The 26862-nt window shown below is 45.5% G+C and carries 29 protein-coding genes and 5 tRNA genes; 20 read left to right on the top strand and 14 right to left on the bottom strand.

The window, feature by feature from the left end:
* Positions 1-109 precede the first annotated feature (109 nt).
* The 6 genes from J4N42_RS01725 to J4N42_RS01700 all read left to right on the top strand — a co-directional run bounded on the left by J4N42_RS01725 (position 110) and on the right by J4N42_RS01700 (position 2471).
* Positions 110-1735, top strand: coding sequence for a methyl-accepting chemotaxis protein (locus J4N42_RS01725; protein WP_252029262.1), 1626 nt, complete (start codon positions 110-112; stop codon positions 1733-1735).
* Between the two features lie 242 nt (positions 1736-1977).
* A tRNA-Phe gene (locus J4N42_RS01720) sits at positions 1978-2053 on the top strand.
* Positions 2054-2103: 50 nt separating this feature from the next.
* Positions 2104-2179: transfer RNA gene (locus J4N42_RS01715), tRNA-Thr, on the top strand.
* Positions 2180-2201: 22 nt separating this feature from the next.
* A tRNA-Asn gene (locus J4N42_RS01710) sits at positions 2202-2277 on the top strand.
* Positions 2278-2315: 38 nt separating this feature from the next.
* Positions 2316-2391: transfer RNA gene (locus J4N42_RS01705), tRNA-Thr, on the top strand.
* Between the two features lie 4 nt (positions 2392-2395).
* Positions 2396-2471 (top strand) — tRNA-Asn (locus tag J4N42_RS01700).
* Between the two features lie 300 nt (positions 2472-2771).
* Here J4N42_RS01700 and J4N42_RS01695 read toward each other — a convergent pair.
* The 8 genes from J4N42_RS01695 to mlaF all read right to left on the bottom strand — a co-directional run bounded on the left by J4N42_RS01695 (position 2772) and on the right by mlaF (position 8218).
* Positions 2772-3512, bottom strand: a complete 741-nt coding sequence (locus tag J4N42_RS01695; protein ID WP_252029260.1) for a 1-acylglycerol-3-phosphate O-acyltransferase — start codon at positions 3510-3512, stop codon at positions 2772-2774.
* Positions 3513-3623: 111 nt separating this feature from the next.
* On the bottom strand, positions 3624-4889 hold the full coding sequence (gene murA, locus J4N42_RS01690; protein ID WP_252029257.1) for a UDP-N-acetylglucosamine 1-carboxyvinyltransferase: 1266 nt from the start codon (positions 4887-4889) through the stop codon (positions 3624-3626).
* Between the two features lie 9 nt (positions 4890-4898).
* A complete protein-coding gene (gene ibaG, locus J4N42_RS01685) occupies positions 4899-5153 on the bottom strand; it encodes a BolA family iron metabolism protein IbaG (protein WP_252029255.1) in 255 nt (84 codons plus the stop codon).
* 13 nt (positions 5154-5166) lie between these two features.
* Positions 5167-5475 carry an STAS domain-containing protein gene (locus tag J4N42_RS01680; protein ID WP_252029253.1) on the bottom strand — a complete coding sequence of 103 codons (309 nt, stop codon included), beginning with the start codon at positions 5473-5475 and terminating at the stop codon, positions 5167-5169.
* Positions 5475-6122 (bottom strand): phospholipid-binding protein MlaC, encoded by a 648-nt coding sequence (mlaC, locus tag J4N42_RS01675; RefSeq protein ID WP_252030764.1) that lies wholly within the window; start codon positions 6120-6122, stop codon positions 5475-5477. Before mlaC ends, J4N42_RS01680 begins: the two co-directional genes overlap by 1 nt.
* A gap of 16 nt (positions 6123-6138) precedes the next feature.
* A complete protein-coding gene (gene mlaD, locus J4N42_RS01670) occupies positions 6139-6630 on the bottom strand; it encodes an outer membrane lipid asymmetry maintenance protein MlaD (RefSeq protein ID WP_252029251.1) in 492 nt (163 codons plus the stop codon).
* A gap of 2 nt (positions 6631-6632) precedes the next feature.
* Entirely contained in the window at positions 6633-7424 is a 792-nt protein-coding gene (mlaE, locus tag J4N42_RS01665; RefSeq protein ID WP_252029249.1) for a lipid asymmetry maintenance ABC transporter permease subunit MlaE, read from the bottom strand.
* Positions 7424-8218 (bottom strand): phospholipid ABC transporter ATP-binding protein MlaF, encoded by a 795-nt coding sequence (mlaF, locus tag J4N42_RS01660; RefSeq protein ID WP_252029247.1) that lies wholly within the window; start codon positions 8216-8218, stop codon positions 7424-7426. The genes mlaE and mlaF overlap by 1 nt, the downstream gene beginning before the upstream one ends.
* Positions 8219-8458: 240 nt before the next feature.
* On the opposite strand from mlaF, the gene J4N42_RS01655 reads away from it, so the two are divergent.
* The 12 genes from J4N42_RS01655 to mgtE all read left to right on the top strand — a co-directional run bounded on the left by J4N42_RS01655 (position 8459) and on the right by mgtE (position 17646).
* Positions 8459-9424 carry a calcium/sodium antiporter gene (locus J4N42_RS01655; protein ID WP_252029245.1) on the top strand — a complete coding sequence of 322 codons (966 nt, stop codon included), beginning with the start codon at positions 8459-8461 and terminating at the stop codon, positions 9422-9424.
* 28 nt (positions 9425-9452) lie between these two features.
* The gene (locus J4N42_RS01650; RefSeq protein WP_252029243.1) at positions 9453-10424 is read left to right on the top strand and encodes a KpsF/GutQ family sugar-phosphate isomerase; all 972 of its coding nucleotides are present in this window, start codon (positions 9453-9455) and stop codon (positions 10422-10424) included.
* Positions 10424-10981: a 3-deoxy-manno-octulosonate-8-phosphatase KdsC gene (gene kdsC, locus J4N42_RS01645; protein ID WP_252029241.1), complete on the top strand. Its 558-nt coding sequence runs from the start codon at positions 10424-10426 to the stop codon at positions 10979-10981. The genes J4N42_RS01650 and kdsC overlap by 1 nt, the downstream gene beginning before the upstream one ends.
* A complete protein-coding gene (gene lptC, locus J4N42_RS01640) occupies positions 10978-11541 on the top strand; it encodes an LPS export ABC transporter periplasmic protein LptC (RefSeq protein ID WP_252029240.1) in 564 nt (187 codons plus the stop codon). Before kdsC ends, lptC begins: the two co-directional genes overlap by 4 nt.
* On the top strand, positions 11522-12016 hold the full coding sequence (gene lptA, locus J4N42_RS01635) for a lipopolysaccharide transport periplasmic protein LptA (RefSeq protein ID WP_252029238.1): 495 nt from the start codon (positions 11522-11524) through the stop codon (positions 12014-12016). The genes lptC and lptA overlap by 20 nt, the downstream gene beginning before the upstream one ends.
* A 1-nt stretch (position 12017) precedes the next feature.
* On the top strand, positions 12018-12743 hold the full coding sequence (lptB, locus tag J4N42_RS01630) for an LPS export ABC transporter ATP-binding protein (protein WP_252029236.1): 726 nt from the start codon (positions 12018-12020) through the stop codon (positions 12741-12743).
* A gap of 51 nt (positions 12744-12794) precedes the next feature.
* Positions 12795-14255, top strand: a complete 1461-nt coding sequence (locus J4N42_RS01625) for an RNA polymerase factor sigma-54 (protein WP_252029234.1) — start codon at positions 12795-12797, stop codon at positions 14253-14255.
* Positions 14256-14280: 25 nt separating this feature from the next.
* A complete protein-coding gene (gene hpf, locus J4N42_RS01620; protein ID WP_252029232.1) occupies positions 14281-14568 on the top strand; it encodes a ribosome hibernation promoting factor in 288 nt (95 codons plus the stop codon).
* Between the two features lie 2 nt (positions 14569-14570).
* Complete coding sequence (gene ptsN, locus J4N42_RS01615; RefSeq protein WP_252029231.1) at positions 14571-15017, top strand: PTS IIA-like nitrogen regulatory protein PtsN; 447 nt, start codon at positions 14571-14573, stop codon at positions 15015-15017.
* Between the two features lie 11 nt (positions 15018-15028).
* Positions 15029-15889: an RNase adapter RapZ gene (gene rapZ / locus J4N42_RS01610; RefSeq protein ID WP_252029229.1), complete on the top strand. Its 861-nt coding sequence runs from the start codon at positions 15029-15031 to the stop codon at positions 15887-15889.
* A 10-nt stretch (positions 15890-15899) separates the two neighbouring features.
* Entirely contained in the window at positions 15900-16178 is a 279-nt protein-coding gene (locus J4N42_RS01605) for an HPr family phosphocarrier protein (protein WP_252029227.1), read from the top strand.
* Between the two features lie 112 nt (positions 16179-16290).
* A complete protein-coding gene (mgtE, locus tag J4N42_RS01600; RefSeq protein WP_252029225.1) occupies positions 16291-17646 on the top strand; it encodes a magnesium transporter in 1356 nt (451 codons plus the stop codon).
* A gap of 103 nt (positions 17647-17749) precedes the next feature.
* On the opposite strand, the gene pmbA is transcribed toward mgtE, so the two are convergent.
* Positions 17750-19093 (bottom strand): metalloprotease PmbA, encoded by a 1344-nt coding sequence (pmbA, locus tag J4N42_RS01595; RefSeq protein ID WP_252029223.1) that lies wholly within the window; start codon positions 19091-19093, stop codon positions 17750-17752.
* Between the two features lie 118 nt (positions 19094-19211).
* Here pmbA and yjgA point away from each other — a divergent pair, with 118 nt between their 5' ends.
* Positions 19212-19739 (top strand): ribosome biogenesis factor YjgA, encoded by a 528-nt coding sequence (gene yjgA, locus J4N42_RS01590; protein ID WP_252029221.1) that lies wholly within the window; start codon positions 19212-19214, stop codon positions 19737-19739.
* Positions 19740-19834: 95 nt separating this feature from the next.
* On the opposite strand, the gene thiQ is transcribed toward yjgA, so the two are convergent.
* The 5 genes from thiQ to mpl all read right to left on the bottom strand — a co-directional run bounded on the left by thiQ (position 19835) and on the right by mpl (position 25401).
* The gene (gene thiQ / locus J4N42_RS01585; protein ID WP_252029219.1) at positions 19835-20539 is read right to left on the bottom strand and encodes a thiamine ABC transporter ATP-binding protein; all 705 of its coding nucleotides are present in this window, start codon (positions 20537-20539) and stop codon (positions 19835-19837) included.
* On the bottom strand, positions 20526-22148 hold the full coding sequence (thiP, locus tag J4N42_RS01580; RefSeq protein ID WP_252029216.1) for a thiamine/thiamine pyrophosphate ABC transporter permease ThiP: 1623 nt from the start codon (positions 22146-22148) through the stop codon (positions 20526-20528). Before thiP ends, thiQ begins: the two co-directional genes overlap by 14 nt.
* A 12-nt stretch (positions 22149-22160) precedes the next feature.
* The gene (gene thiB / locus J4N42_RS01575; RefSeq protein WP_252029214.1) at positions 22161-23153 is read right to left on the bottom strand and encodes a thiamine ABC transporter substrate binding subunit; all 993 of its coding nucleotides are present in this window, start codon (positions 23151-23153) and stop codon (positions 22161-22163) included.
* Between the two features lie 257 nt (positions 23154-23410).
* The gene (locus J4N42_RS01570) at positions 23411-24040 is read right to left on the bottom strand and encodes a flavin prenyltransferase UbiX (RefSeq protein ID WP_252029212.1); all 630 of its coding nucleotides are present in this window, start codon (positions 24038-24040) and stop codon (positions 23411-23413) included.
* A 5-nt stretch (positions 24041-24045) separates the two neighbouring features.
* Positions 24046-25401, bottom strand: a complete 1356-nt coding sequence (gene mpl, locus J4N42_RS01565) for a UDP-N-acetylmuramate:L-alanyl-gamma-D-glutamyl-meso-diaminopimelate ligase (RefSeq protein WP_252029210.1) — start codon at positions 25399-25401, stop codon at positions 24046-24048.
* 240 nt (positions 25402-25641) lie between these two features.
* Between mpl and fbp the strand changes: the two genes are divergently transcribed.
* Positions 25642-26655 carry a class 1 fructose-bisphosphatase gene (gene fbp / locus J4N42_RS01560; protein ID WP_252029208.1) on the top strand — a complete coding sequence of 338 codons (1014 nt, stop codon included), beginning with the start codon at positions 25642-25644 and terminating at the stop codon, positions 26653-26655.
* Positions 26656-26862: the final 207 nt, after the last annotated feature.

Genomic DNA, 26862 nt, shown 5'->3' with positions numbered 1-26862 from the left:
GACGATATTCGCCGCTATACTTCTTACACTAATATGAATTAATTATTACAAACCACAGTGTGGTTTATCACTGTGAATATTTAACTGACCTTTTTTCGGTGGGTGCAATATGAAGCTAAAAACACAAGCATATTTTTTATCGGCGATAATTTTGTTCGCGCTACTTGCGCTGACCGCCACTGGACTATGGACTCTTAGAGTTGCCAGCGATCAAGACAACCAAGCTCGAGTCACTGAAATCTTTAAGAGCGCCTACAGCATACTGACTGAAGTCGAAAAGATGGCCGCTGACGGCACGCTTCCAGAAGAAGAAGCAAAAGCATTGGCTACCCGCCTACTACGCAATAACATCTATAAAGACAACGAGTATGTTTATGTCGCTGATGAGAACATGATGTTTGTGGCAGCCCCTCTAGACCCTCAACTTCATGACACTAGCTTCCATGACTTTAAAGATGGCAACGGCAACAGTATCGGTGAGATCCTAATCAACGCGATTCGTAAGAACCCGACAGGTATCGCTCAATACGAGTGGACCTCTGCTTACCCAGACGGAACTATCGACAACAAATTATCTATCGCTCAAAAGAGCCCTCGTTGGGGTTGGTATGTGGGAACAGGGATAAGCTTTGATGAAGTCAATCAGCGCTTCTGGTCTACCGCACAATGGCAAGTTGCACTTTGCTTGGTAATCGCTTTCGCCATTCTGTCTGTACTTATATTCGCTATCCGAAAAACAATCTCACTACTAGGCGGGGAACCTAATGATGTTCGTGAAGCAGTCCAAGCTGTAGCAAGAGGCGAAATACAGAACTCTTTCGATACGAGTGCGCCAGAAGGTAGTATTTATCAAGCGGTTCAGCAGATGAGCCAGTCACTCGCTCAGCTAGTGACAAATTTAGATTCTTCTATGCATGCATTGAGAAACGAGCTAAGCAATGTCGAAAGCCGTGCTGGAAGCATCGCCCAATTGACAGAGACTCAACAGCAATCTACCGCTATGATCGCAACCGCCATGACCGAGATGGCCTCTTCTGCAAACAATGTTGCAGATTCCGCGCGAGATACAGCCACTAACACTGACGAAGCAGACAAGCAAAGCCAGCATACCCAGCAATTAATCCATAATACCGTGGAGAATATTGAAGGGCTGGCGAATCAATTAGGTACAGCAAGCCAAGCGGTCTCAGATCTAGACAACGATGTAAACAATATCGCCAAAGTACTCGATGTGATTGGAGACATTGCAGAGCAAACTAACCTACTCGCTCTCAATGCCGCTATTGAGGCCGCTCGTGCAGGTGAGCAAGGACGCGGATTTGCCGTCGTCGCAGATGAAGTACGCAATCTAGCAGGGCGAACTCAAGACAGTACAAAAGAGATTCAGCAAATGATCAATAACCTTCAAGAGGGTTCGCGTAATGCGATACACACGATGGAGGTATGTGCAGAAACAAGTCAGAGCACAGTAACCGAATCTCAAAATGCTTCACAAGCTCTACAACAAATTGTAATGGCACTCGAGTCGATCTCTTCAATGAGCCACCAAATTGCCACTGCAGCAGCTGAGCAGACGCAAGTAAGCGATGACATCTCTCAACGCATTAATATGATCGAAGAAAGCGGAAACCAGTTAAGTGGTGTCGTATCCGAAAGCCACGATAGCAGCCAAACCCTAACTTCACTATCGAACGAGTTAGAATCGTGGGTGAGTAAATTCACTATCAAACACTAACTTCTCTATATTCGAATCTTTTTCTACTTTAGAGAATAGAAAAGCGCGTATTTTTACGCGCTTTTTTGTTTTTTAGTTGTATCAATTTGGTAAAAGAACACCATATCTACTTAGCTAAACGGGCTTTATTCCCTTTCAAATGAACAAAAACACCCCACTGAGTATAGAAAAACAACAAACGACATTTTTTTTGTATTTTAGTGTTGACCTGAAAAGAGAAAAACCGTTTAATACACCTCGTCGCCCGGATAGCTCAGTCGGTAGAGCAGAGGATTGAAAATCCTCGTGTCGGTGGTTCGATTCCGCCTCCGGGCACCACAATTTATTTGTTGGTGTCTAATGACAACAACAAGCAAAGAATAAAGTGTGCCGACTTAGCTCAGTAGGTAGAGCAACTGACTTGTAATCAGTAGGTCACCAGTTCGATTCCGGTAGTCGGCACCATTTATTACTTGCAAAGATTTATTCCCCCTTAGTTCAGTTGGTAGAACGGCGGACTGTTAATCCGTATGTCGCAGGTTCGAGTCCCGCAGGGGGAGCCATGTTAAAATTGATAAGCCGATTGCTTATTAATTTAGGCGCCGACTTAGCTCAGTAGGTAGAGCAACTGACTTGTAATCAGTAGGTCACCAGTTCGATTCCGGTAGTCGGCACCATTTTTCCCCCTTAGTTCAGTTGGTAGAACGGCGGACTGTTAATCCGTATGTCGCAGGTTCGAGTCCCGCAGGGGGAGCCACATTTAAGAAGCCAAGTCGGAAGACTTGGCTTTTTTCGTTTTAGCTGCGACTTACTTGCTCCAAGTAAATGTCTCAGACCTTGATGGAACTATGTAGTATTACAAGGCTCCTAGTGAGGTTTAACACATTGATGGATAAGCGCGTAGTAAGAATCACATTCTTAGTCATCCCCCATTCTACTCGCTCCTACCCTATCCCTGGTCATTTATATCAGTTGAGGTAAGAACTCCCTGCTTTTACTTGAGCAATAAAAAAGCCCCAATCGCTAGATTGAGGCTTAGATAAAGTTAAAGTCAGGATTACGCTTTTACACCTTCTTGCTGGTTTAGCATCGCGACTTCGTTATCCAAGGCTTCCAACTTATCTTTCATTTGCTCACGGCAAACATTAGCAAGTTCACGAACGTTTTCTTTGCTGTAACCATCAATGTCAATAGCTGGCATCATCTCTACGATTACATGACCGTTGTTCCAGCGGTTTAGCTTAATGCCACGTGTCGAACTACATACAATCGGGATGATAGGTAGCCCAGCGCCAATCGCTGCGTGAAAAGCTCCTGTCTTAAATGGCAGTAGCCCACGGCCACGTGAGCGAGTACCTTCAGGGAACATCCAAACCGACACATCACTGTTATTTAGGTTATCAACTACTTGATCAATAGTGCCTTTCGCCTTAGAGCGGTTAGCACGGTCAATAAGAATATTACCGGTTAGCCAATACAGCTGACCGAACAGTGGCATCCACGCCAAGCTCTTCTTACCTACGGTAACAACCTTAGGTGTGACTGCCGACGAAACGGTAAACAAGTCCCAGTTATTTTGGTGATTCGCAATGTACACATGCTGACCACGCTTATATGCGTCTTCTGGTATTCTCAAATCTAGCTTGATACCAAAGACTTTGGACATGCGACCGAAGTAGCGTCCAAAAGTAAATACATGCTTCGGGTTACGTGGGCTAAGTAGGCAATAGCCACAACCGAATACAAACATGACGATCGCAAAAATCGCTACAGCCAATACACGTAATAGTGCAATCATTTTCTGTTCTCCAGAACAACTAACCCTGAAATAATAATCCCAGACTTTAACTGATCTCTTACTCATAAAAAAGCCGAAACCTAAGTTTCGGCTTACAAACGTTAGCTGAAACTAGTTTGCTTCTTTAAAACGCTCAATATTAGCGCCTAATACAGATAGCTTATCTTCAATTTTGTCGTAACCACGGTCTATATGGTAGATACGATCAACAATAGTCTCACCTTGTGCAATACAACCAGCGATAACCAAGCTAGCTGATGCACGTAGGTCTGTTGCCATTACTTGAGCACCGCTCAAGCGGTCAACATCACCACAGATAACGGTGTTACCTTCAATCTCAGCTTTAGCCCCCATACGCATAAGCTCTGGTACGTGCATAAAGCGATTTTCGAAAATATTTTCAGTAATCACACCACCGCCTTTCGCCATTAGGTTCAGTAGTGTGAATTGCGCCTGCATATCCGTAGGGAATCCAGGGTGAGGTGCAGTACGCACAGTCACCGCTTTCAGATCGCGGCCTGTCATATCAACGCTGATCCAATCTTCACCGGATTCTACCAAAGCCCCAGCTTCTTCTAGCTTAGCAAGCACGGCTTCGAGTAAATGAGGACTAGTGTTACGACAGACTACTTTACCGCCTGATACTGCGGCAGCGACTAGGAAAGTCCCCGTTTCAATTCGGTCTGCAACTACAGCATGCTTACCACCACCTAAACGTTCAACACCTTCAATGGTGATAGTATCTGTACCTGCACCAGAGATTTTGGCGCCTAGTTTGTTTAGGAAGTCAGCTGTGTCTACGATTTCAGGTTCACGCGCCGCGTTATCCAGCACAGTTTTACCTTCCGCAAGCGTTGCCGCACACATAATGGTAATCGTCGCACCTACGCTCACTTTATCCATTACGATATGAGCACCTTTAAGGCGTCCATCAACGTTCGCTTTTACGTAGCCATCTTCCAGAGTGATCGTTGCACCCAGCTGCTCTAGACCATGAATATGTAGGTCCACTGGACGTGCACCAATAGCACATCCACCTGGTAGTGATACTTGGCCTTGACCAAAGCGCGCTACAAGAGGCCCAAGGGCCCAGATCGACGCTCGCATCGTTTTCACTAAATCATACGGTGCACAGTACTCATCAATACCACCAGCATCAACATGTACAGAGCCGTTACGTTCAACCTTCGCACCTAGACGCTTTAATAGCTCCATCGTTGTATCGATGTCGCGTAACTTAGGTACGTTGGTGACTTCAACAGGCTCTTCAGCCAGTATTGAGGCAAACAAAATTGGCAAAGCCGCATTTTTTGCACCAGAGATCGTTACTTCACCACTTAGAGGTTGGTCCGATCCAATTACTCGAAACTTTTCCATTAATTAACCTTACAGCGACATCAATTTCTTATCGCGAGCCCATTCGTCGGGCGTGAATGCTTTGATAGAAACGGCATGAATGTCGTTTCTTTGAATGTACTCCATCAGAGGAGAGTAAATCATTTGTTGCTTCTTAACGCGGCTCATTCCTTCGAAACAAGCATCAACAGCAACCACTTCATAGTGGCTACCTTCACCTTTTACATGCACTTCTTGAAGGTTGAGTGCTTCTTCTAATAACTGTTGTACTTTTGCGCTATCCACAATTCACCTCTGCTTAGTGTTTTATATGTTTAGCTAACATAGACTCGACATTGCTTAGCTGAAACAAAGTGCTCAGTTGGTCTGGCACGAAACTGAGCATTATATGACAGTTTTGCTTTTTTGCATGCTCTATTAAGTGAATTAACATCACCATGCCAGACGAATCTATTCTTTCGACCTTTTCAAGCGAAAACTCGACTTGCGCTTCGCTAGGTTGCCAGGCTTTGATAAACGCCCAAAGCGCCGGCACATTTTCTCTATCGAGAGCGCCCAGTAAGCTAACGAGCTCTGGTCGGGATTGTTGCCATTGAGAGTGACTCATTACTGAGCACTCTCGGCGGATTCAAACTGTATTGGGCGGCTTGCCAACTCTTCAAGATCCTGAGCGACACTCACTAGCCCTTCTTGACGTAGCTTACTGCTCCACTCTGATTGTTTACTCGACAATAAGCTAATCCCTTCAGCAATCATGTCGAATGCAGCCCACTCTCCAGTATTCTTATTCTTACGAAGTTTAAATTCGAGTTTGATGTTCGGCCTCGGTGTATCAACAATTTCTACTTTAATACCCGTAATGCGCTTCTTGGGATCGAGCTTTGGCTCAGGTCCAAATTCAATCACCTGATCAGTATACTGAGTTAACACCTGAGCAAATGATGCCACCAAATATTTTCTAAACGCGATAATGAAAGTCTCAACATCTTTCTTATCTGCGCCTTTCAAATTTGGCCCCAACAACTTTAACGCCGCATACTTTTCGTTGACGTAAGGCATAAGCTCCTCTTCAACGATAACCTTCAAGTGGTCTGGATTTCGATGAACTTCAGCTTGCTCGTTCTTCAACCTTTCAAAGGCTTGCTGCGCAACATGCTGCATCATTTGATAGGGTTGCGTTTTATCAATTTCCGCTGCGTTAGCAAATAAAGGCAGTATCGCTAAACACACAAGCCACAATTTTTTGAAAAACATTTTATTTATCATGCGACTATTCCTCACTTCCTGTGTCGTCAGAACCACCCACACTGTAAAGCACTTGACCAATCAAATCTTCAAGCACTAATGCTGATTTGGTATCTTCAATATAATCGCCGTCAGAGAGCATTTCTTCATCTTCAAAGATAAAGCCCGGTACCAAGCCTATATACTGCTCACCAATTAAACCTGACGTCAGTACTTGTACACTAGAAGTGTCTGGAAACTGCTGATATTGCGCGTTGATTGCCATTGAAACGACAGGCAATAGCTTCTCAGGATCTAATGAAATATCAGTAACTCGCCCAATAACGACGCCGCCCACTTTCACAGGAGAACGTACTTTTAAGCTGCCAATATTGTCAAACTCAGCTTTGAGGGTGTAAGTATCGTTAGAACCGAGCCCTTTAACGTCAGCAACTTGAAAAATCATTACCAATATTGCGCAAATTCCCGCAATAACAAAAGTGCCAACCCAAAATTCCGTTTTTCTTGTCTGTTGCATGATTAATTCCCAAACATCAATGCGGTTAGTACAAAATCTAGCCCCAATACAGCTAGAGACGAGTGCACAACAGTGCGCGTAGTTGCTCGGCTTATCCCCTCAGAGGTAGGCGTAGCATCGTAGCCATTGAATAACGCTATCCAAGTCACTGTGACTGCAAACACTAAACATTTAATCATGCTGTTGCCGATGTCTCTGCCGAGCTCTACAGACGACTGCATCGCTGACCAGAAACTACCATGGTCGATACCTTTCCAATCAACACCAACCAATTGACCGCCCCATATACCAACAGTCATGAAAATCATCGCCAATAAAGGCATAGAAATAAGACCCGCCCACAAGCGTGGTGCAATCACTCGTTTAAGTGGATCGACTGCCATCATTTCGAGACTCGAAAGCTGTTCTGTTGCCTTCATTAGTCCAATCTCAGCAGTCAACGCAGAGCCTGCGCGGCCAGCAAACAATAAAGCGGTAACAACAGGGCCTAATTCTCTCAACAAAGACAGTGCCACCATCTGACCAAGGCTGCCTTCCGCACCGTAATCAACCAGAATGACATACCCTTGTAAGCTGAGCACCATACCAATGAAAAGCCCAGATACAACAATGATAGCCAACGACTGAACACCAACGCTGTAGAGTTGTTTTATCAACAAAGGGAGGTTTTCAATTGGCCTTGGGCGGCTAGCTATCGCACCTAGCAGCATTAAGCTGGCTCGACCAAAAGCTTCGCAAATGGCTAACGCCCTGCGACCTGTATTAACGACAAAGTCGGACAAACCAGAAGCCATTAGAACAAATCCTTTGTAATATCATCAGCTGGAAAACGAAATGGGACAGGGCCATCAGCCGTTCCTAAGAGAAACTGCTGCACTCGAGGATCATCGTTTTCTTCGAGTTGTTTGGGTTTACCTGAGGCAATAATCTTTCCATCCGCGAGTAAATAGACCCAATCGGCAATGCTCATTACTTCAGGCACATCATGAGAAACCACCACTGAAGTGACACCTAGTGCATCATTCAGTTTACGAATCAGCTCAACTAGAACCCCCATGGTTATCGGGTCCTGACCAACAAAAGGTTCATCGTACATGATTAACTCTGGGTCCAGGGCGATAGAGCGCGCTAAAGCAGCACGGCGTGCCATTCCCCCAGATAACTCACTCGGCATTAACTCAGCCGCTCCTCGCAAGCCCACAGCTTCAAGTTTGAGCAACACTAAAGTGCGAATTAATGATTCATCGAGGTGTGTATGTTCTCTTAACGGGAAAGCGACATTGTCGAAGACATTGAGATCGGTGAACAAGGCACCTGATTGAAACAGCATGCTCATTTTTTTACGCGCATGATAAAGTCTTTTACGGCTCAAAGTGGGTATGTTGTCACCATCAAACCATATCTCCCCCGCGTCTGGCGCGAGTTGCCCACCTATCAAGCGCAACAAGGTAGTCTTACCAATCCCCGATGGCCCCATGATCGCAGTAATCTTGCCTTTTGGTACATGCAGACTGACATCATCAAATATCGTCCGCTCACCTCGGGAAAAGTATAAGTTATTGATTGTAACAAGATCCGCCGTTGGCATAAGCTACCTGTATCATTCCTAACGAGTACATCCTTTTATATGGGCAATCATAAGCACATTAACTTGGGATTAAAAGCACTGTTCAATTAAATCTAATTCGGACCTTACGTTTTCTCCATTCTGAATTCTTATAAAATAGGTCAATATTGTTAAATAGTTACCTGTTCTGCTTCCCTTTTGCCTACCAAACCGTCAAAATTAGCGGTTAAATCATTAATTGTTCATGAATTAGGAATCACTATGTTTGAAGCCGTTGCGTTACTTATCGTCGGCCTTGTTTTTCTCGTTTGGAGTGCAGATAAGTTAGTATTCGGAGCTGCGGCTCTAGCGCGTAATGTCGGTATCTCTCCATTGGTTATCGGTATGACGATCCTAGCTATGGGCTCATCGGCACCAGAGATGATGGTCTCTGCGACAGCGGCTCTTGAAGGTAAAACCGACACAGCCGTGGGGAACGTGTTAGGTTCAAACATTGCCAACATTGCTTTAATTTTAGGTATCACCGCCCTCATCAAACCACTATCTATAAGCTCTGCGGTATTGCGCCGTGAATTGCCATTGATGATTGTCGTTACACTGGTTGCTGGCGCCATCTTATGGGATAGCCACCTAGGTTTTTACGAAGGCGTACTGCTGTTTGTTCTATTTGCTGCTTTCATTTTCGCGATGCTACACATCAGCCGTAAAGAAAAGCAAAACGGCGATGTGCTGCTAGAGGAGCAAGAATCCGAGATTCCTGACGGTGTAAGCAATGGCAAAGCCGCGATGTGGGTGGTCATTGGTTTAATTATTCTACCTATTGCTGCTGGCACATTAGTAGACAACGCAGTTGTTATTGCTAAATACTTCGGTATGAGTGACCTGGTTATTGGTTTAACTATTATCGCGGTAGGTACTAGCTTACCTGAGCTAGCTGCTTCTTTAGCCGGAGTTCTTAAAGGCGAAGATGATATGGCCGTTGGTAATATTATCGGCTCAAACGTGTTTAACATTCTTGCTGTAATGGGCCTTCCAGGCATCCTTAATCCTTCCATGCTGAGCGAATACGCAATGGGACGCGACTTCTGGGTTATGCTGGGTGTGTCTCTACTGCTAGTTGCGATGGCTCTGGGCAAATCTCGCAGCATTAACCGTATAGAAGGTGGCGTATTGTTCATCGCTTTCATCGCCTACCAAGGCTATCTCATCATGAACATGAGCGCTTAACACCTTTCCCCATTAGTGGAGTATTTTGATGTCATCAACGTTTGATTTCCGTAGCGTAGCGAAACGAGTGTTAGATACCGAAGTCGCTGCATTGGTACAACTGGACCAGTATTTTAATCAAGACTTTACCAAAGCCTGTGAAATGATTTTGTCTAACCAAGGCAAGGTTGTCGTAATGGGGATGGGAAAGTCAGGCCACATCGGTAACAAAATTGCCGCGACATTGGCAAGCACTGGCACTTCTGCATTCTTTGTTCACCCTGGTGAAGCTGCGCACGGCGACCTTGGTATGATTGAACCAGGTGACATCGTTCTTGCTATTTCAAACTCTGGAGAATCAACAGAAATTCTTTCTCTTTTCCCAGTATTGAAGCGCTTGAATATTCGTATCATTAGTATGACAGGTAAGCCGCAATCCAATATGGCGAAGCTATCTGACGCACACCTGCAAATTACGGTACCGAAAGAAGCCTGTTCACTCGGGCTAGCTCCAACATCCAGTACGACGGCTACGCTAGTCATGGGGGACGCTGTTGCAATTGCCCTACTCGAGGCTCGTGGTTTTACTGCTGAAGATTTTGCGCTCTCTCACCCAGGTGGTGCGCTTGGGCGTAAGCTGCTACTCAAATTATCCGATATTATGCACTCCGGAGCGCAGTTACCTATGGTCACCGCCGATACGGTAATCCGCGACGCCCTATTGGAAATTAGCCAAAAAGGCTTGGGGATGACAGCTGTTGTTGACGACACTCAGCAACTCGTCGGAATTTTTACCGACGGTGATTTACGTCGTATTCTCGACAAGCGCGTCGATATCCATACTGAAACCATTGGCCAAGTAATGACTCAAAACCCAACTACAGCCAGCCCAGATATGCTTGCAGCTGAAGGGGTTAACTTAATGCAAGAGAAAAGCATCAATGGCCTGATGCTGTGTGATAATGGCAAACTGGTTGGTGCGCTTAATATGCACGATTTATTAAAAGCTGGAGTGATGTAATGAGCAAATTAATTGAAACTCTTTATGGTCCAGTCGAACAAAACCTGTTAAAAATTGCCAAAGAGATTAAACTGCTGATCTGCGATGTCGATGGTGTGTTCTCAGATGGCTTAATCTACATGGGTAATAATGGCGAGGAGCTGAAAACGTTTCATACTCGCGATGGTTATGGCGTCAAATCATTAATGAACGCCGGGATTGAAGTAGCCATTATCACAGGGCGCCAATCTCAAATTGTAGAAAATCGCATGAAGGCTCTTGGTATATCTCTGATTTACCAGGGGCAAGACGACAAAATTAAAGCATACCAAGACATATGTCGTAAGCTTAATATTGCACCCGAGCAAACTGGTTACATCGGTGATGATTTGATTGACTGGCCAGTAATGGAAAAAGTTGCACTACAAGTTTGCGTCGCTGATGGTCACCCACTTCTCGCCAAACGAGCGAATTATGTCACTACTATCAAAGGTGGGCATGGTGCAGTACGAGAGGTTTGCGATCTTATTCTTCAAGCACGTGATGAGTTAGACGTACATAAAGGCTTAAGTATATGAGTTTATCTCGTATTATTTATACTTTACTGTTTTTTGTTGCATGTTGGTCGGCTTATTACCTCTTCGACAAAGAACAAACATTCGATATCCAAGTAACTCCAGATCAGGAGTTGCCGATGTTTAGCGGCACCAACATGGAGAACGTTTCTTACGCAGAAGACGGAATCCGCAGCTACATCATTACTTCAACACACTTAGACCACTTCGCGAAAAGTGGCGACACTGAGTTCGATTTTCCTGTACTGAAAATCTATAAAGAAGGTGTCATTCAGGAATGGGAAATCACTGCTGATCGAGCCATCCTCAGTGAAGAGCAAGTCCTGACATTATACGACAACGTTTTGGCTAAAAACCTACTCAGTGACTCGGGATTTGACACTATGTCTACCGACGAAATGAGCATAAAACTTGATAATCGAGACTTTTGGGCAGACAATCGAGTTGTTCTTGTCGGCCCTCAATTTGAAACGGAAGGACAGGCGATGAAAGGCAATTTTGCTGACAATACCGCTGTTCTTTACAACCATGTACAAGGTAGATATGAAACTCTCACACCTTAGTCTATTTGCTTGCCTATTGGCATCAAGCAATGCCATGGCACTATCTACAGACCAAGACCAGCCTGTCTACATCGACTCTGACAGCCAGCACCTAGATATGCAGAGCAACCGAGTGACTTTCCTCGGCGATGTAAAGCTTAAGCAAGGCAGTATCAATATGAATGCCGATAAAGTAATCGTCATTCGTGACCCAAAAGATGGCACAATCCAAGAGATTGAAGGCTATGGCGATCTAGCGACGTTTTCACAGCTGACTGACGATGGTAAAACCCTTTATGGTGAAGCAGAAGAGCTGTATTACAAAATGGTCGATGACCAACTCACTATGATTAAGCGAGCCATGCTGTCACAAGACGACAGCGTAATCCGTGGCAGCAAGATCCGCTATAGAATCACCGAGCAGAAGCTCATTGCCGACGGTCAAACAGGCGACCGTGTCAGCACCGTTCTTCAACCACAGGCAGCCCAAAACTAATATGGCAATATTAAAAGCAGAGCACCTAGCGAAAAGCTACAAAAACCGCCGCGTAGTTTCTGATGTGAGCTTAGAAGTAGAGTCTGGTCAAATCGTTGGCCTACTCGGCCCGAATGGTGCAGGTAAAACCACATCGTTTTACATGATTGTTGGTCTCGTCGCTCGAGACGAAGGAAAAATAAGCATCGACAATCAAGATATCAGTATTCTTCCAATGCACAGCCGCTCTCGCATGGGTATAGGCTACTTGCCGCAAGAAGCGTCTATCTTCCGTAAATTATCGGTGGAAGATAACATCATGGCCGTTCTTCAGACTCGTGAAGAAATGACTCGTGAGGAGCGCCAAGATAAACTTGAAGACCTGCTGGAAGAGTTCCACATCCAACATATCCGTGCAAGCGCGGGGATGGCGTTGTCAGGTGGTGAGCGTCGACGCGTAGAGATAGCGCGCGCATTAGCAGCAAACCCACAGTTCATCTTGCTGGATGAGCCTTTTGCCGGGGTTGACCCAATCTCAGTTATTGACATCAAAAAGATCATCGAACACTTAAGAGATCGTGGCCTAGGTGTGCTGATCACCGACCACAACGTGCGTGAAACGCTTGATGTGTGTGAAAAAGCTTACATCGTAAGCCAAGGGCACTTGATCGCTGAAGGAACACCGGCGGACGTTCTCAATAATGAACAAGTAAAACAAGTTTATCTCGGTGAACAATTCCGTCTATGATTAAATAGAGTCGGTAGCGGAATCTAAAAATAATAAGGTAAGCGACACTGAATGAAACCCTCATTACAACTCAAGCTAGGTCAGCAATTAGCCATGACTCCTCAGTTGCAGCAAGCGATTCGCTTACTGCAACTGTCTACTTTGGATCTTCAACAAGAGATTCAAGAAGCGCTGGACTCCAACCCGCTACTTGATGTTGAAGAAGGTAGCGATGAACCAGCATCGAGCGAAGAAAAAAGCACTAATGAGGAAAAAGAGCCTACCGTAGAAGTTGCAGAGCCTGAGCCTAAAGACAGCTCCGAGTTGATCGAAAAATCAGAAATCAGCAACGAACTCGAAATCGATACCACTTGGGATGATGTATACAGCGCGAATACAGGTAGCACTGGTATTGCTCTAGATGACGATGCACCTATTTACCAAGGTGAAACTACGCAGTCACTGCATGATTACCTGTTGTGGCAGCTCGACTTAACTCCATTCAGTGAAACCGACCGAACCATTGCGCTAGCTATCATCGACGCTATCGATGATTATGGTTACCTTACGATTAGCAGTGAAGACATCCTCGACAGCTTTGATAATGAAGAGATCGAACTGGATGAAATTGAAGCTGTGCGTAAACGCATCCAGCAATTTGACCCACTGGGCGTTGCGTCTTTAAACCTTCAAGATTGCTTGTTATTACAACTGGCGACTTTCCCAGAAGATACTCCTTGGCTAAATGAAGCCAAATTGGTCTTGAACAACCATATCGATCATCTTGGTAATCGAGACTACAAGCTGATCATTAAAGAAACCAAACTTAAAGAAGCAGAGTTAAGAGACGTACTGGCGCTTATCCAACAACTGGATCCTCGTCCAGGTAGTCGCATCACCCCAGATCACGCTGAGTATGTCATTCCTGATGTGTCTGTTTTCAAAGACCATGGTAAGTGGGTGGTTACCATCAACCCAGACAGTGTTCCAAAACTTAAAGTAAATCAACAATATGCTAGCTTAGGCAAAGGAAACAGTGCCGATAGCCAGTACATTCGAACCAATTTGCAAGAAGCAAAGTGGTTAATTAAAAGCCTAGAAAGTAGAAACGAGACGTTGCTCAAAGTTGCAAAATGCATAGTTGAACACCAACGTGATTTCTTCGAGTATGGGGAAGAGGCCATGAAACCAATGGTCCTAAATGATGTTGCCCTCGCTGTTGATATGCATGAGTCCACTATTTCACGTGTTACGACTCAGAAGTTTATGCATACCCCTAGAGGCATATTTGAATTGAAGTACTTCTTCTCTAGTCACGTTAGTACAGACAACGGAGGAGAGTGTTCATCCACTGCAATTCGCGCTTTGATTAAAAAACTGGTGGCAGCGGAAAACACCGCGAAACCACTCAGTGACAGCAAGATTGCAGCATTACTGGCTGATCAAGGGATTCAGGTCGCTAGAAGAACCATAGCTAAGTACCGAGAATCTTTGGGCATTGCCCCTTCAAGTCAGCGCAAACGCCTACTTTAAGGCCTATAACCGAGAAGGAAAGTCTATGCAAATTAACATTAATGGCCATCACGTTGATCTTACCGATTCACTGCAAGACTATGTAAACTCAAAGTTTCAAAAACTTGAGCGATTTTTCGACCATATCAATAACGTACACGTTGTATTGCGTGTTGAGAAAGTAAGACAAATCGCTGAAGCTACCCTTCACGTAAACCAAGGGGATATCCACGCAACTGCAGACGACGAAAATATGTACGCTGCAATCGATGCACTAGTGGATAAACTCGTTAGACAACTTAACAAGCATAAAGAAAAGCTAAGTAGCCACTAATCATGCAAATCAGCGAAGTACTTTCATTGGACTGCACTAAAAGTGCAGTCCAATGCACGAGCAAAAAACGCGCTCTAGAAATGATCAGCGAAATCGTCGCACAGCAAACTGGTCAAAACTCCACCGAACTTTTTGAATGTATGCTCAGCCGTGAAAAGGTGGGCAGTACTGGCATTGGAAATGGTATCGCCATTCCCCATGCTCGTATGATGTCGAGCGACCAAGCGGTAGCCGTACTTCTTCAATGTGAACAACCTATCGAATTTGATTCTATAGACAATCGACCTGTCGACCTTCTTTTCGCTCTGCTCGTGCCAGACGCACAATGTAAAGAGCACCTGAAAACACTTTCTTCGATGGCCGAACGTCTTAACGACAAACAAATCCTTAAGCAGCTGAGAAACGCACAAAGCGATCAAGAGCTCTATAACATCATGGTTAACAAGTAGGCAGTATTGCGATGCGTTTAATCGTTGTGAGTGGTCAATCTGGTGCAGGTAAAAGTGTCGCTCTAAGAGTTCTTGAAGACCTTGGATATTACTGTGTAGATAACTTGCCCGTTAGTCTACTTGATGCTTTTATTCAGTCGGTATCTGACAGCAAGCAAAATGTCGCCGTTAGTATTGATATCCGAAACTTACCTAAAGAGCCGACATTAGTTGACGACTTGCTTGAAAAACTCAAGCAAAGCACTGACGTTAACGTTCTTTTCTTAGGAGCTAACCAAGAAACGCTCCTAAAGCGCTATAGTGAAACTCGCCGTCTACACCCGCTCTCGTTAAGTGATTCAAAACCTTCGTTGGCCCAAGCGATTGAGCTTGAACGCAAGATACTCGCACCACTAAAAGAGCATGCCGACCTAGTGTTGGACAGTAGTAACCAATCTCTACACGAACTCAGCGAAACCGTTCGTATGCGAGTAGAAGGAAGGGAACGGCAAGAGCTTGTCATGGTATTCCAATCATTTGGGTTCAAATACGGCTTACCTAATGATGCTGATTACGTGTTTGATGTTCGTTTTTTACCGAACCCTCACTGGGAACCCGCGTTAAGGCCGTTAACCGGACTCGATACCCCGATTAAATCCTTCTTGGAATCTCACCAAGAAGTCATCGACCTCAAATTGCAAATCCAAGGCTTTATTGACAACTGGCTACCTATGCTAGAGAAAAACAATCGCAGCTATCTCACTGTGGCGATTGGCTGTACTGGCGGAAAACACCGTTCAGTGTATTTGACTCAACAAATTGGTGAGTACTTTTCTCAGCTGGGCCATCAAGTTCAAATCCGCCACACTTCGTTAGAAAAACATCACTCATAGGACTCTTACCATGCAGCAGCAAAGCCGAACTGTACTCATTCAGAACCGATTAGGTCTTCATGCTCGTGCTGCTGTTAAATTGGTAGAATTAGCTCAATCGTTTGAAGCGATTCTGACTATTCGCAACCACGAAGACAAAGAAGCAACAGCCGATAGCGTCATGGGGTTGCTGATGCTCGAATCTGCTCAAGGCGAACACGTGACTATCACCGCCGAAGGCAATGACGCCGCCCCAGCGCTGGAAGCGGTGTGTAACTTAATCGAACACAAGTTCGACGAAGACGAATAACCTGCCCATAAACTCATTAAATAGCCGTTTGTTCACAATATCTTATTAACCAAGCTATATATTTAAGTTACTATTTAAAACATTGTAAGTATTAAGAGTTTAGGGGGAATCAATGGCAGAGCAAATAGAATTTGACCAAGCTCACCAAGCCCTCCAAGAAGTTACTGAAGCTCTAGAAAATGGCCGTTTTGTCCATGTCCGACGCCAACTGCAGGATATGGAGCCAGAAGATATTGCTCACCTCCTTGAAGCCTCACCACGTAAAAGCCGTGACGTTCTTTGGCAGCTCACCGATCCTGAAGATTACGGTGAAATCCTCGACGAGTTAAGCGAAGACGTTAAAGATGCGCTTGTCTCCAAGATGGCGCCAGAAAAGCTGGCAGAAGCAACAGAAGGTATGGACACCGATGACGTTGCATACGTCCTGCGAAGCCTACCTGATGATGTCTCACGTGAAGTCCTATCGCAAATGGACACGGCTGATAGATTGCGTGTTGAAACCGCGCTGTCGTATCCAGAGGACACTGCTGGCGGGATAATGAATACTGACGTCACAACCATTCGTGGTGACGTCGACGTCGACGTAGTCCTTCGTTATCTGCGCATGAAAGGTGAACTGCCTGAGGCAACCGATGCACTTTACGTCATCGACGAAGAAAGCCGCCTTATCGGCCATTTATCACTGACGACGCTACTCACGACTCAACCAGATGTTCCGGTTATCGAAGTTATGGATGACGCGGATGAAGCGATTTCTGTCGATACCAGCGACTCAGATGTCGCCAGCTTGTTCGAACGTCGTAACTGGGTTTCTGCACCTGTTGTTGATGAAAACCAACATCTGGTTGGTCGTATAACGATCGATGACGTGGTCGATGTCATTCGTGAAGATGCAGAGCACTCAATGATGAGTATGGCTGGCCTTGATGATGACGAAGATACCTTTGCACCTGTAGTAAAGTCGGCACGTAAGCGTAGCGTTTGGCTTGGAGCCAACGTTTTAGCTGCTCTTGCTGCGGCTTCGGTTTCAAACATGTTTGAAGCGACATTAGATCAAATGGCTGCTATCGCAGTATTGATGACCATCGTGCCTTCAATGGGCGGCGTAGCAGGTAACCAAACTGTTGCTCTCGTCATCCGCGGTTTAGCCTTAGGCCATATCGGTGACAGTAACAAACGCGAATTACTGCTTAAAGAAGCCGCTATCGGTTTCCTTAACGGTATTCTTTGGGCGCTGATCATTGGTGGTATTGTTGTCGCATGGAAGAGTGACTGGATGCTTGGCGGCATTATCTCCGCAGCCATGATGACTAACTTACTGGTTGCAGGGATTGCTGGGGTAACTATCCCAATTCTACTCAAGAAAATGAATATTGACCCAGCCTTAGCGGGTGGTATGGCGCTCACTACCGTGACCGATGTCATCGGCCTCTCCGTATTCTTAGGGCTTGCGACGATTTTAATTTAGTCGCACTCTAAAGCTCGTTACTAAAGTTCCAAATCAAAAAGGGCTCGTACTATCTAGTACGAGCCCTTCTACTAACCATAATATTTGCTACCGTCAGGTTATGTTATTCACCCGCGACTTTCATTGATTCCAGCAAAATAGAACCCGTCTGAATTTGTGAGCGAGTTTCAACGTCGTTACCCACTGCCACAATTTGGTTAAACATATCTTTGAGGTTGCTTGCAATGGTCACTTCCGACACTGGGTATTGAATTTCGCCGTTTTCAACCCAGAAACCAGCCGCACCACGTGAGTAATCACCTGTCACGATATTCACGCCTTGGCCCATGACTTCAGTCACTAAGAAACCAGTACCAAGCTCTTTAAGCATCTGCTCAAAACCTTGCCCAGTAGATTTCACAAACCAGTTATGGATACCACCAGCGTGCCCCGTTGGAGTCATGCCCATTTTGCGCGCTGCGTAGCTGGTCAGTAGGTAAGTAGACAGTACGCCATCAGTGATAATTTCACGGTCTTGAGTAAACACACCTTCACTATCAAAAGGGCTAGATGCTAGGCCACGCAATACGTGTGGGCGCTCAGATACACTAAACCATTCTGGAAGTACTTGCTTACCAAGGTGATCGAGTAAGAAAGAAGATTTACGGTATAAGTTACCGCCACTGATCGCCATCACCAAGTGGCCTAATAGGCCAGTCGCGACATCCGCTGCAAACATAACAGGGTACTTACCTGTGGTCAGCTTTTTCGCATCTAATCGGTTAACGGTTTTCTCAGCGGCTAGTTGACCTACTTTTTCAGGAGCCCAAAGCTCATCACGATGACGGGCAACGGTGTAGCTGTAGTCACGCTCCATCTCACCATTGGCTCCTTGACCAATCACACAACAACTAGTGCTATGACGGCTCGAAGCGTAGCTAGCAAGCAAACCATGGCTATTGCCATAGACCTTTAGACCATAGTGACTGTCATAGCTTGCGCCATCACTTTGTTTAATTTTATCGCTATAAGCCAGCGCTTGCTGCTCAGCTGCAATCGCCACTTTCGCGGCGTAATCTGGGTCTGGAGTATCCGGGTGGAACAGGTCAAGATCAGGAATATCTTGCACCATCAACTCTTTAGGCGCAGGGCCTGCATGAGGGTCCTCTGAGGTGTATTGAGCAATATCAAGCGCAGCCGCTACCGTCTGGCTGATCGCTTTCTCACTTAAATCTGATGTAGACGCACTGCCTTTACGTTGGCCTCGGTATACCGTGATACCCAGAGCCCCATCGCTATTAAACTCGACATTTTCCACTTCACACATGCGAGTAGAAACGCTTAGGCCTGTTGATTTAGTAATGGCCACTTCAGCCGCATCAGCACTCACTGAAGCTAGCTCTAACGCTTTCGCAACCGCAGCTTCAAGCTCAACTTGCTGTTGAGCAACTTGTTGTTTTACATCCATATCGAATCTAAGTAATTGCCATTGATAGCGTTAGGATAACAAGAATTTCGCTTTCTCCCCACGATTCTTGTTAAAATAGACCTAATATTAGTTTGAGATAGTGATATAGGCAGAAAAGATGGCTCGTAAAAACCAGAAAGCGCCTTGGGAACCGGAAGAAGAAATCATCTGGGTAAGTAAAACCGAGATGAAAAATGACATGGAAGAGCTACAAAAGCTCGGTGAAGAATTGGTCGGTTTAAAGCCTTCTGTACTTGAAAAGTTTCCATTAAGTGAAGACTTAGCGGACGCGATTAAAGACGCTCAACGCTTTAAAAACGAAGCACGACGTCGTCAGCTTCAATACATCGGAAAATTAATGCGCAATGAAGATCCAGAACCTCTTCAAGCTGCATTAGACAAAGTTCGCAATAAACACTCACAAGCGACCGCTGAACTGCACAAACTGGAGCAGTTACGTGACCGTATTGTTGAAGAAGGCGACAGTGCAATTGCTGAAGCGGTCGAGCAGTATCCACAGGCTGATCGTCAGCGCTTACGCCAACTTGCTCGTCAGGCCAACAAAGAGAAAAAAGCAGGTAAACCTGCGAAAGCTTACCGTGAAATCTTTCAAGTGTTGAAAGAGCTAAACGCAGAAGAGCTTTAAGAGCACAAACAATCTCAGAAAGAAAAGTCTAAAAAGCCGAGTGAATCTCGGCTTTTTTATATCTAGCTTTCACTGACATTCGCCAGTTTTAGTCCCTACTCACCAGCTCGCACAAATTCTGCTAGAGCTGGATTAGCATGCTGTGCTGATAAATGTTCAATGCTATCCACCAGCGCTACTTTACCGTGAGTCATAAAAGCAAAATGCGTCGCAATTGCTTTAGCATCACTGATATGGTGAGTCACCATCACGACGGTGATACCGCGCTCCATGGCTAGCTTCTTCACTAAACTCAGCATCTCTTCACGTAAAATCGGATCAAGTGCCGAGAAAGGCTCGTCGAGCAACCAAATCTGATGCGGCTGAACAAAGCAGCGCGCAAGGGCAACGCGTTGCCTTTGTCCACCAGACAACTGCTCTGGTAACCTGTCTAGATAAGCATCCACACCGACTTGCTGCGCAGCTTCAACTACGAGCTGTTGCTGCTGATTATCCAGCTTTAACCCTGGGTGCAGACCCAGCCCAATGTTTTCTCGCACACTTAAGTGCGCAAACAAATTATGCTCTTGAAACAACATCGCAAAAGGTCGCTGATGAGGAGGTTTACCCAATAGAGACGTACCATCGACGTCTATCCGGCCACGACTTGGCTCGATAAAACCTGCCACAAGACTAAAAAGCGTCGACTTCCCTGCCCCGCTAGGCCCCATTAAAGCCACAATTGAACCGGGCCGAACTTGAATATCAAACTCAAACAGCTCTTGATGGTAGTAGTATTCAACCTGTTCAACCGATAACATCTTGCCCTCTCTTGTCTTTTTTCGCCGGTTTTGAGCCTGTTTTAAACAACACTTCGGTAAGTGTGAAGCAACCTACACTGAGTAGCAGTAAGGTTACAGACACAACCGCAGCGGCGTCCATTTGATAGCTGCCAAGTAACTGGAACAAATACAGGGGTAACGTTCGGAACTCTTGACTACCAAACAGAGCAATGGCACTGAGATCACCAATCGAAAACATAAAGCCAATCGCAAACGCATGCGCGATCGGTTTTCGTAACGCGCGCCATTCGACCACCTTAAATCGTTGCCACCCTCGCATACCTAAGCTCGCGCACAGGTACTGATATTGCTGAGCAATATGCAGCATAGGCTGAGATAAGGTCTTGATGACATACGGCAACGCCATCAAAGCATTAACCGCAACCACCACGTAAAAGGCATAACTAAATGCATCCGCAAAATAACGTAGTAGCAGAAATAAACCCGTGCTGATCACCAGACCCGGCGTCACAAGGATAATGGTTCCAATCAACTCGATTCCGTCTGCTTTACTGTTTTTATTCCTCAGCCTTAAAGCCCGACTGGTCGTCAATATAGCCATACCTATCACTAACGCAATCGCACTCGCTGAAATAGCCACTTTAAGAGACGCGCCAAACGCTAACCAGAATCGACTGTCAGTAAACACCAGCAAAGCCTGCTCGTTAATGCCACTCAAAACCACCATAGCAAGGGGCGGGATAACCAGTAGACATGCTCCAGCAATCCAAAAAAAGTCCCACACTTTCGAACCAACACTATCCTGAATCAGTATTTCTCCCGGCGACACACTTCCAGTAGAAACCGCTATCGGTTTGGCTAAACGCTGGATAGACAAAGCAAGTACACCGCACAACAACATCTGCCACAGCGCGAGCAGAGCTCCAGCTTGCAAATCAAAATCAAACTTAATCGCCTGATATATTGCCAGCTCAATAGTGGTCGACTTAGGGCCACCGCCTAACGCCATCACCGTTGCAAAGCTAGTGAAGCACAGCATAAAGACTAAACCAAACACATGAGGAAGTTGCTGACGCAGCCTAGGCCACTCAACCCACTTGAATTTATGCCAATGGCTCATCCCCAAGTGAGCACACAGTTTGTGCTGCTCCGAAGGAACTGTATCTAGCGCCTGCAGTAACAAACGGCTCGCGTACGGAAGATTAAAAAACACATGTGCCAGTAATATGCCGTTCAAGCCGTATATAGAAAAAGGCAAAGAGTGATCGATTTGCTTTAACATGCTGGCCAGTAAGCCACTATTGCCATAAATCGCGAGTAACCCAAACACACCAACCAGAACTGGCAATACCAATGTTGTCGCAAATAACTTGAGTAATAGACTGCGCCCCTTGAATTGACGCCGTGACAAAGCGTGAGCTACAGGTATCGCTAACCCGACACTCAGTACACTTGAGAGCAGGGCTTGGTAGAAACTAAACTGAGTAACATGGCGATAATACGGATCTGACCAGACCGCGCTTAGGTTCAACGACGGCGCTTCTAGCAATAACGCTCCAAGCGCTGAAATGACAAAGGCCGCGATAGCTATCGCGACCCAAATACCCACTTTCGGGATAGTGTTCAAATCAAGCCTCGATTAGAACGTAAGTGCATGTTGCCACTCACGGATCCATGGTTTACGCATTTCAGCAATTTCTTCAGGAGAAAAGCTCAGCGCTTTACTTGGTACCGATAGAGTTTCGAACCCTTTTGGTAACTCGACATCAGTTACTGGGTACATCCAGTTACCGGTTGGCATCACCGATTGGAATTCATCACTTAGGATAAAGTTCATAAACTCATCTGCCAGCTTTTCATTTTTACTGCCTTTCACTTTCGCTGCCACCTCGACCTGAGTGTAATGACCTTCAGAAAAGTTTGCAGCGGCAAACTTGTCGTCTTGCTCAGCAATCAAGTGATACGCAGGTGACGTAGTGTAAGACAGCACCATATCTGACTCACCCTCTAAGAACATAGAGTACGCTTCCGACCAGCCTTTAGTGACGGTCACTGTCTTCTTCGCCAGGGATTGCCATGCTGGCGTCACTTCATCGCCATACACCGATTTCATCCACAGCATTAAACCTTGTCCCGGAGTGGAAGTACGAGGATCTTGGTAGATAACCTTAAGATCATCACGCTGCTCAACCAGTTCTTTCAAGCTTTTTGGTGGGTTAGCTAGCTTCTCTTTGTTATAGACAAAAGCGAAGTAACCATAGTCGTAAGGAATAAAGGTGGTATCACTCCAACCACTTGGTAGTGAAATAGAGGAGGTATCTACCTTATGCTCAGCAAGCAAGCCGGTTTGTTTCGCTTCAGCCATAAGATTGTTATCAAGGCCTAATACCACATCTGCTTTGCTATTTTTGCCTTCCAAACGCAATCGGTTAAGAATCGACACTCCGTCATCCAGAGCCACAAAATCTACGTTACAACCACAGTGCGCTTCAAACGCTTGCTCTACTTTCGGGCCTGGGCCCCAATCAGATGCAAAAGAGTCGTAGGTATAGACGGTTAAAGTGTTTTCTTCGGCTTGGACAGAAAAAGAAGCCATTGTGGCCAGTGCAATTGCGCTAAGTGTGGTTTTCACTACTCGCTCTCCTTGGTTTGAGCGGCGCGAGGTTGAGGGAGGAAGACATAGTCCTTTACTGCTATTGAAGTTCCTAACTCAATCCCTACGCCAGCATTATCTGGGTCAGGTGAAGATGTGGGTTTGTAGAAGCACAAACCTTATCGTGCGGGTCCCAAGCAGACGCTTGATCTCAGCCCACATTCATAAAATGAATAATAAGCTCCCCGATGAGTTGTCCAAATTGTAATTGTTATTGAGATAATTAGCTATAAGGATCAAGATTCACTACGTTGATCGTAGCCCCAGCGAGGAACCAAGCCTTGTTCCACACCAAGATGATCTAGGATTCGTGCCACCATGAAATCAACTAAGTCTTCGATAGATTTGGGCTGATGGTAAAAGCCAGGGGCCGCAGGCATGATGGTCACACCCATTTGCGATAGCTTGTGCATATTCTCTAAATGCAAAGTAGAAAATGGCGTCTCACGTACCACCAGCAGTAACTGACCTCGCTCTTTCATTACCACGTCAGCCGCTCGCTCAATTAGGTTGTCAGACATACCGTGAGCGATAGCAGCAACACTGCCAGCTGAACACGGGCAAACCACCATTTGCTTTGGCGCAGCGGAACCGGATGCCACAGGAGAGAACCAATCCTCTTTGCCACATACTTCTAGCTTTTCGCTATCACAGTTCAAATGTGCAACCAATGCTTTTTTAGCCGCCTCTGCCCCTGCAGGTAACTTGAGATCGTGCTCGGTAGCAAGTACCACTCGCGCTGCAGAAGAAATGAGTAAATACACTTTATAGTCTGCTGCTAACAAACACTCGAGTAAGCGCAGACCATATGGGGCGCCCGAAGCGCCAGTAAATGCCAGAGTAATGGACTTTTGTGATGATGCCATTGGTATTATTTCGCCTTTAGCGATTGCAATAGTTTGTCGTGGATGCCTTCGAAGCCACCATTGCTCATCACTAAGATGTGCTCTCCTGGCTGAGCTTCTTGACTAATTTTAGCGACAAATTGCTCAATATCGCCACTTACAAATGCTGTTTGGCTACATTGCTGAGCCACTTCTTCCACCGACCAATCGATATTGTCAGGCTGATAGAGGTAAACAGAATCGGCCTCTTTCAGAGACGTTGCGAGCGTTTCCTTATGTACACCACGCTTCATCGTAGCAGAGCGAGGCTCAAGCACAGCGATTATCTTGTCTTTACCTACTTTATTACGCAAACCACCTAGCGTAAGTTCAATGGCGGTTGGGTGATGAGCAAAATCGTCGTAGACGGTCACGCCATGCTCTGTGCCTTTTAACTCTAAACGCCGCTTGGTATTAATGAATTTGGCTAAAGACTCACACGCAAGATCTGGAGTGACACCAACATGACGCGCCGCGGCAATCGCCATTAGTGCATTATCGACGTTATGATCGCCAACCAAGTCCCAATTTACTTGGCCCACAAGTTCACCTTTGAAATACACATCGAATACCGAACCATCAATCTGTACTTTCTTGGCGTACCAGTCTGACGACTCACCACTTAGCTCTGTTTCACTCCAACAACCTCGCTGCAACACATCAGCAATCGCGTCATCACTTTGAGGCGCCAAAATTCGTCCATTGCCTGGCACAGTACGCACTAGGTGGTGGAATTGTCGCTTGATCGCTTCAAGATCATCAAAGATGTCGGCGTGATCGAACTCTAGATTATTCATCACTAACGTTCTTGGATGGTAATGAACGAACTTAGAACGTTTGTCGAAAAAAGCACTGTCGTATTCGTCGGCCTCTACCACGAAGAACATACTTTCCCCTAAACGAGCAGACACACCAAAATTACCAAGCACTCCCCCAACTAAGAAGCCAGGTTGGTAGCCGCAATCTTCTAAAATCCACGCCAACATGCTGGAAGTGGTCGTTTTACCATGAGTACCAGACACAGCCAGCACCCACCGGTCATGAAGTAAAAATTCCTGTAGCCACTGTGGCCCAGAGGTATAACGCAGGTTGGTATTCAACACATGTTCAACACAAGGATTTCCACGGCTCATAGCATTACCAATCACCACCAAGTCTGGCTTCGGCTCTAATTGTACCGGGTCGAAACCTTCAATAATTTCGATACCTTGAGATTCTAAAAGTGTGCTCATTGGCGGGTATACATTCGCGTCGGAGCCAGTCACTTTGTGACCTAGTTGACGCGCTAGAATTGCTGCACCGCCCATAAAAGTGCCACAGATACCTAAAATGTGAATATGCATAAAACCTAACCTAGCAACGGTTATTTAAAACGAATGACTCATTATCGCCATTTCATTATTAAAAGCGAGCAGCTTTGCAAATAAGCAACAGTCGACAAATGAATTGAGATCTCAGTCGGTTAGTTCATTACCATTAATAAGATCTGGCGCATACACTAACAATTATGCGCACCCAAAGCCCAATAAGAGGCCAACACTTGCGCTAACTCCCCCACTCCCAAAGATAGTTAAGGAAATAACATGTCTGAAATGCGCACCCTTGGCGAGTTCATTGTTGAGAAACAAACGGACTTCCCCCACGCTAGCGGTGATCTTTCATCTCTTTTGTCTTCTATTCGACTTGCTGCAAAAATTGTTAACCGAGAGATTAACAAAGCTGGGCTAGCGGATATCACTGGTGCTGTTGGTACGGATAACGTACAAGGCGAAGAACAGCAAAAACTTGATGTATATGCAAACGACAAGTTTAAGGCCGCACTTGAAGCTCGTGATCAAGTTTGTGGTGTTGCGAGTGAAGAAGAAGACGAAGCTGTCGCGTTCAATAAAGAGCTCAACAAGAACGCGAAATACGTGGTGCTAATGGACCCACTTGATGGCTCTTCCAATATCGACGTTAACGTTTCTGTTGGTACGATTTTCTCGATTTACCGCCGTGTTTCTCCTGTAGGCACACCGCCAACAGAAGAGGACTTCCTTCAACCTGGCAACAAACAAGTAGCCGCCGGTTATGTTGTTTATGGTTCTTCAACCATGCTGGTTTATACCACTGGCAAGGGCGTTAACGGCTTTACTTATGACCCATCGATTGGCACCTTCTGTCTATCTCATGAAAACATGATGATTCCTCAAGACGGTACTATTTACTCTATCAACGAAGGTAACTACATCCGCTTCCCGATGGGAGTGAAAAAGTACATTAAGTACTGCCAAGAGAATGTGCCTGAAGAAAAGCGCCCTTACACTTCACGCTACATTGGCTCACTCGTATCAGATTTCCACCGCAACCTGCTAAAAGGTGGTATCTACCTTTATCCAAGCACTTTAAGTCATCCAAACGGCAAACTACGCCTTCTTTATGAGTGCAACCCAATGGCATTCCTAATGGAACAAGCCGGTGGTTTAGCTTCGAATGGTACGACTCGCATCATGGACATCAAGCCAACTGAACTACACCAACGAGTGCCGTTCTTCTGTGGCTCTAAAAACATGGTCAAAAAAGTCGAAGAGTTCATGGAAACGTATCGCGAAGAGTAATCCATCACTCATTTCACTAAAAAGGGTAAGCAAGTGCTTACCCTTTTTTATTGCTATCGATGGCAGGGCATGAGCGCACTCGAATACTTGACCAAATTACTATGGATTAGACTAATTCATAATTTACCCATGTTCGATAATTTGATAACTATACCCGGTTGAAGTTTTAAAGTTACACTTACATTAACGAGCTTTACTCAGCTCAGA

This window comes from Vibrio sp. SCSIO 43135, from assembly GCF_023716665.1.
GTDB classification, from domain to species: domain Bacteria; phylum Pseudomonadota; class Gammaproteobacteria; order Enterobacterales; family Vibrionaceae; genus Vibrio; species Vibrio paucivorans.
The sequence above is the reverse complement of the archived record's forward strand: the minus strand, read 5'-3'. Positions and strand labels throughout refer to the sequence as shown.

What these genes read in the sequence shown, in the direction of transcription:
- J4N42_RS01725 (WP_252029262.1), top strand. Translation starts at nt 110, where the DNA reads ATGAAGCTAAAAACACAAGCATATTTTTTATCGGCGATAATTTTGTTC.
- J4N42_RS01695 (WP_252029260.1), bottom strand. Translation starts at nt 3,512, where the DNA reads ATGATTGCACTATTACGTGTATTGGCTGTAGCGATTTTTGCGATCGTC.
- murA (WP_252029257.1), bottom strand. Translation starts at nt 4,889, where the DNA reads ATGGAAAAGTTTCGAGTAATTGGATCGGACCAACCTCTAAGTGGTGAA.
- J4N42_RS01680 (WP_252029253.1), bottom strand. Translation starts at nt 5,475, where the DNA reads ATGAGTCACTCTCAATGGCAACAATCCCGACCAGAGCTCGTTAGCTTA.
- mlaC (WP_252030764.1), bottom strand. Translation starts at nt 6,122, where the DNA reads ATGTTTTTCAAAAAATTGTGGCTTGTGTGTTTAGCGATACTGCCTTTA.
- mlaD (WP_252029251.1), bottom strand. Translation starts at nt 6,630, where the DNA reads ATGCAACAGACAAGAAAAACGGAATTTTGGGTTGGCACTTTTGTTATT.
- mlaE (WP_252029249.1), bottom strand. Translation starts at nt 7,424, where the DNA reads ATGGCTTCTGGTTTGTCCGACTTTGTCGTTAATACAGGTCGCAGGGCG.
- mlaF (WP_252029247.1), bottom strand. Translation starts at nt 8,218, where the DNA reads ATGCCAACGGCGGATCTTGTTACAATCAATAACTTATACTTTTCCCGA.
- J4N42_RS01655 (WP_252029245.1), top strand. Translation starts at nt 8,459, where the DNA reads ATGTTTGAAGCCGTTGCGTTACTTATCGTCGGCCTTGTTTTTCTCGTT.
- J4N42_RS01650 (WP_252029243.1), top strand. Translation starts at nt 9,453, where the DNA reads ATGTCATCAACGTTTGATTTCCGTAGCGTAGCGAAACGAGTGTTAGAT.
- kdsC (WP_252029241.1), top strand. Translation starts at nt 10,424, where the DNA reads ATGAGCAAATTAATTGAAACTCTTTATGGTCCAGTCGAACAAAACCTG.
- lptC (WP_252029240.1), top strand. Translation starts at nt 10,978, where the DNA reads ATGAGTTTATCTCGTATTATTTATACTTTACTGTTTTTTGTTGCATGT.
- lptA (WP_252029238.1), top strand. Translation starts at nt 11,522, where the DNA reads ATGAAACTCTCACACCTTAGTCTATTTGCTTGCCTATTGGCATCAAGC.
- lptB (WP_252029236.1), top strand. Translation starts at nt 12,018, where the DNA reads ATGGCAATATTAAAAGCAGAGCACCTAGCGAAAAGCTACAAAAACCGC.
- J4N42_RS01625 (WP_252029234.1), top strand. Translation starts at nt 12,795, where the DNA reads ATGAAACCCTCATTACAACTCAAGCTAGGTCAGCAATTAGCCATGACT.
- hpf (WP_252029232.1), top strand. Translation starts at nt 14,281, where the DNA reads ATGCAAATTAACATTAATGGCCATCACGTTGATCTTACCGATTCACTG.
- ptsN (WP_252029231.1), top strand. Translation starts at nt 14,571, where the DNA reads ATGCAAATCAGCGAAGTACTTTCATTGGACTGCACTAAAAGTGCAGTC.
- rapZ (WP_252029229.1), top strand. Translation starts at nt 15,029, where the DNA reads ATGCGTTTAATCGTTGTGAGTGGTCAATCTGGTGCAGGTAAAAGTGTC.
- J4N42_RS01605 (WP_252029227.1), top strand. Translation starts at nt 15,900, where the DNA reads ATGCAGCAGCAAAGCCGAACTGTACTCATTCAGAACCGATTAGGTCTT.
- mgtE (WP_252029225.1), top strand. Translation starts at nt 16,291, where the DNA reads ATGGCAGAGCAAATAGAATTTGACCAAGCTCACCAAGCCCTCCAAGAA.
- pmbA (WP_252029223.1), bottom strand. Translation starts at nt 19,093, where the DNA reads ATGGATGTAAAACAACAAGTTGCTCAACAGCAAGTTGAGCTTGAAGCT.
- yjgA (WP_252029221.1), top strand. Translation starts at nt 19,212, where the DNA reads ATGGCTCGTAAAAACCAGAAAGCGCCTTGGGAACCGGAAGAAGAAATC.
- thiQ (WP_252029219.1), bottom strand. Translation starts at nt 20,539, where the DNA reads ATGTTATCGGTTGAACAGGTTGAATACTACTACCATCAAGAGCTGTTT.
- J4N42_RS01570 (WP_252029212.1), bottom strand. Translation starts at nt 24,040, where the DNA reads ATGGCATCATCACAAAAGTCCATTACTCTGGCATTTACTGGCGCTTCG.
- mpl (WP_252029210.1), bottom strand. Translation starts at nt 25,401, where the DNA reads ATGCATATTCACATTTTAGGTATCTGTGGCACTTTTATGGGCGGTGCA.
- fbp (WP_252029208.1), top strand. Translation starts at nt 25,642, where the DNA reads ATGTCTGAAATGCGCACCCTTGGCGAGTTCATTGTTGAGAAACAAACG.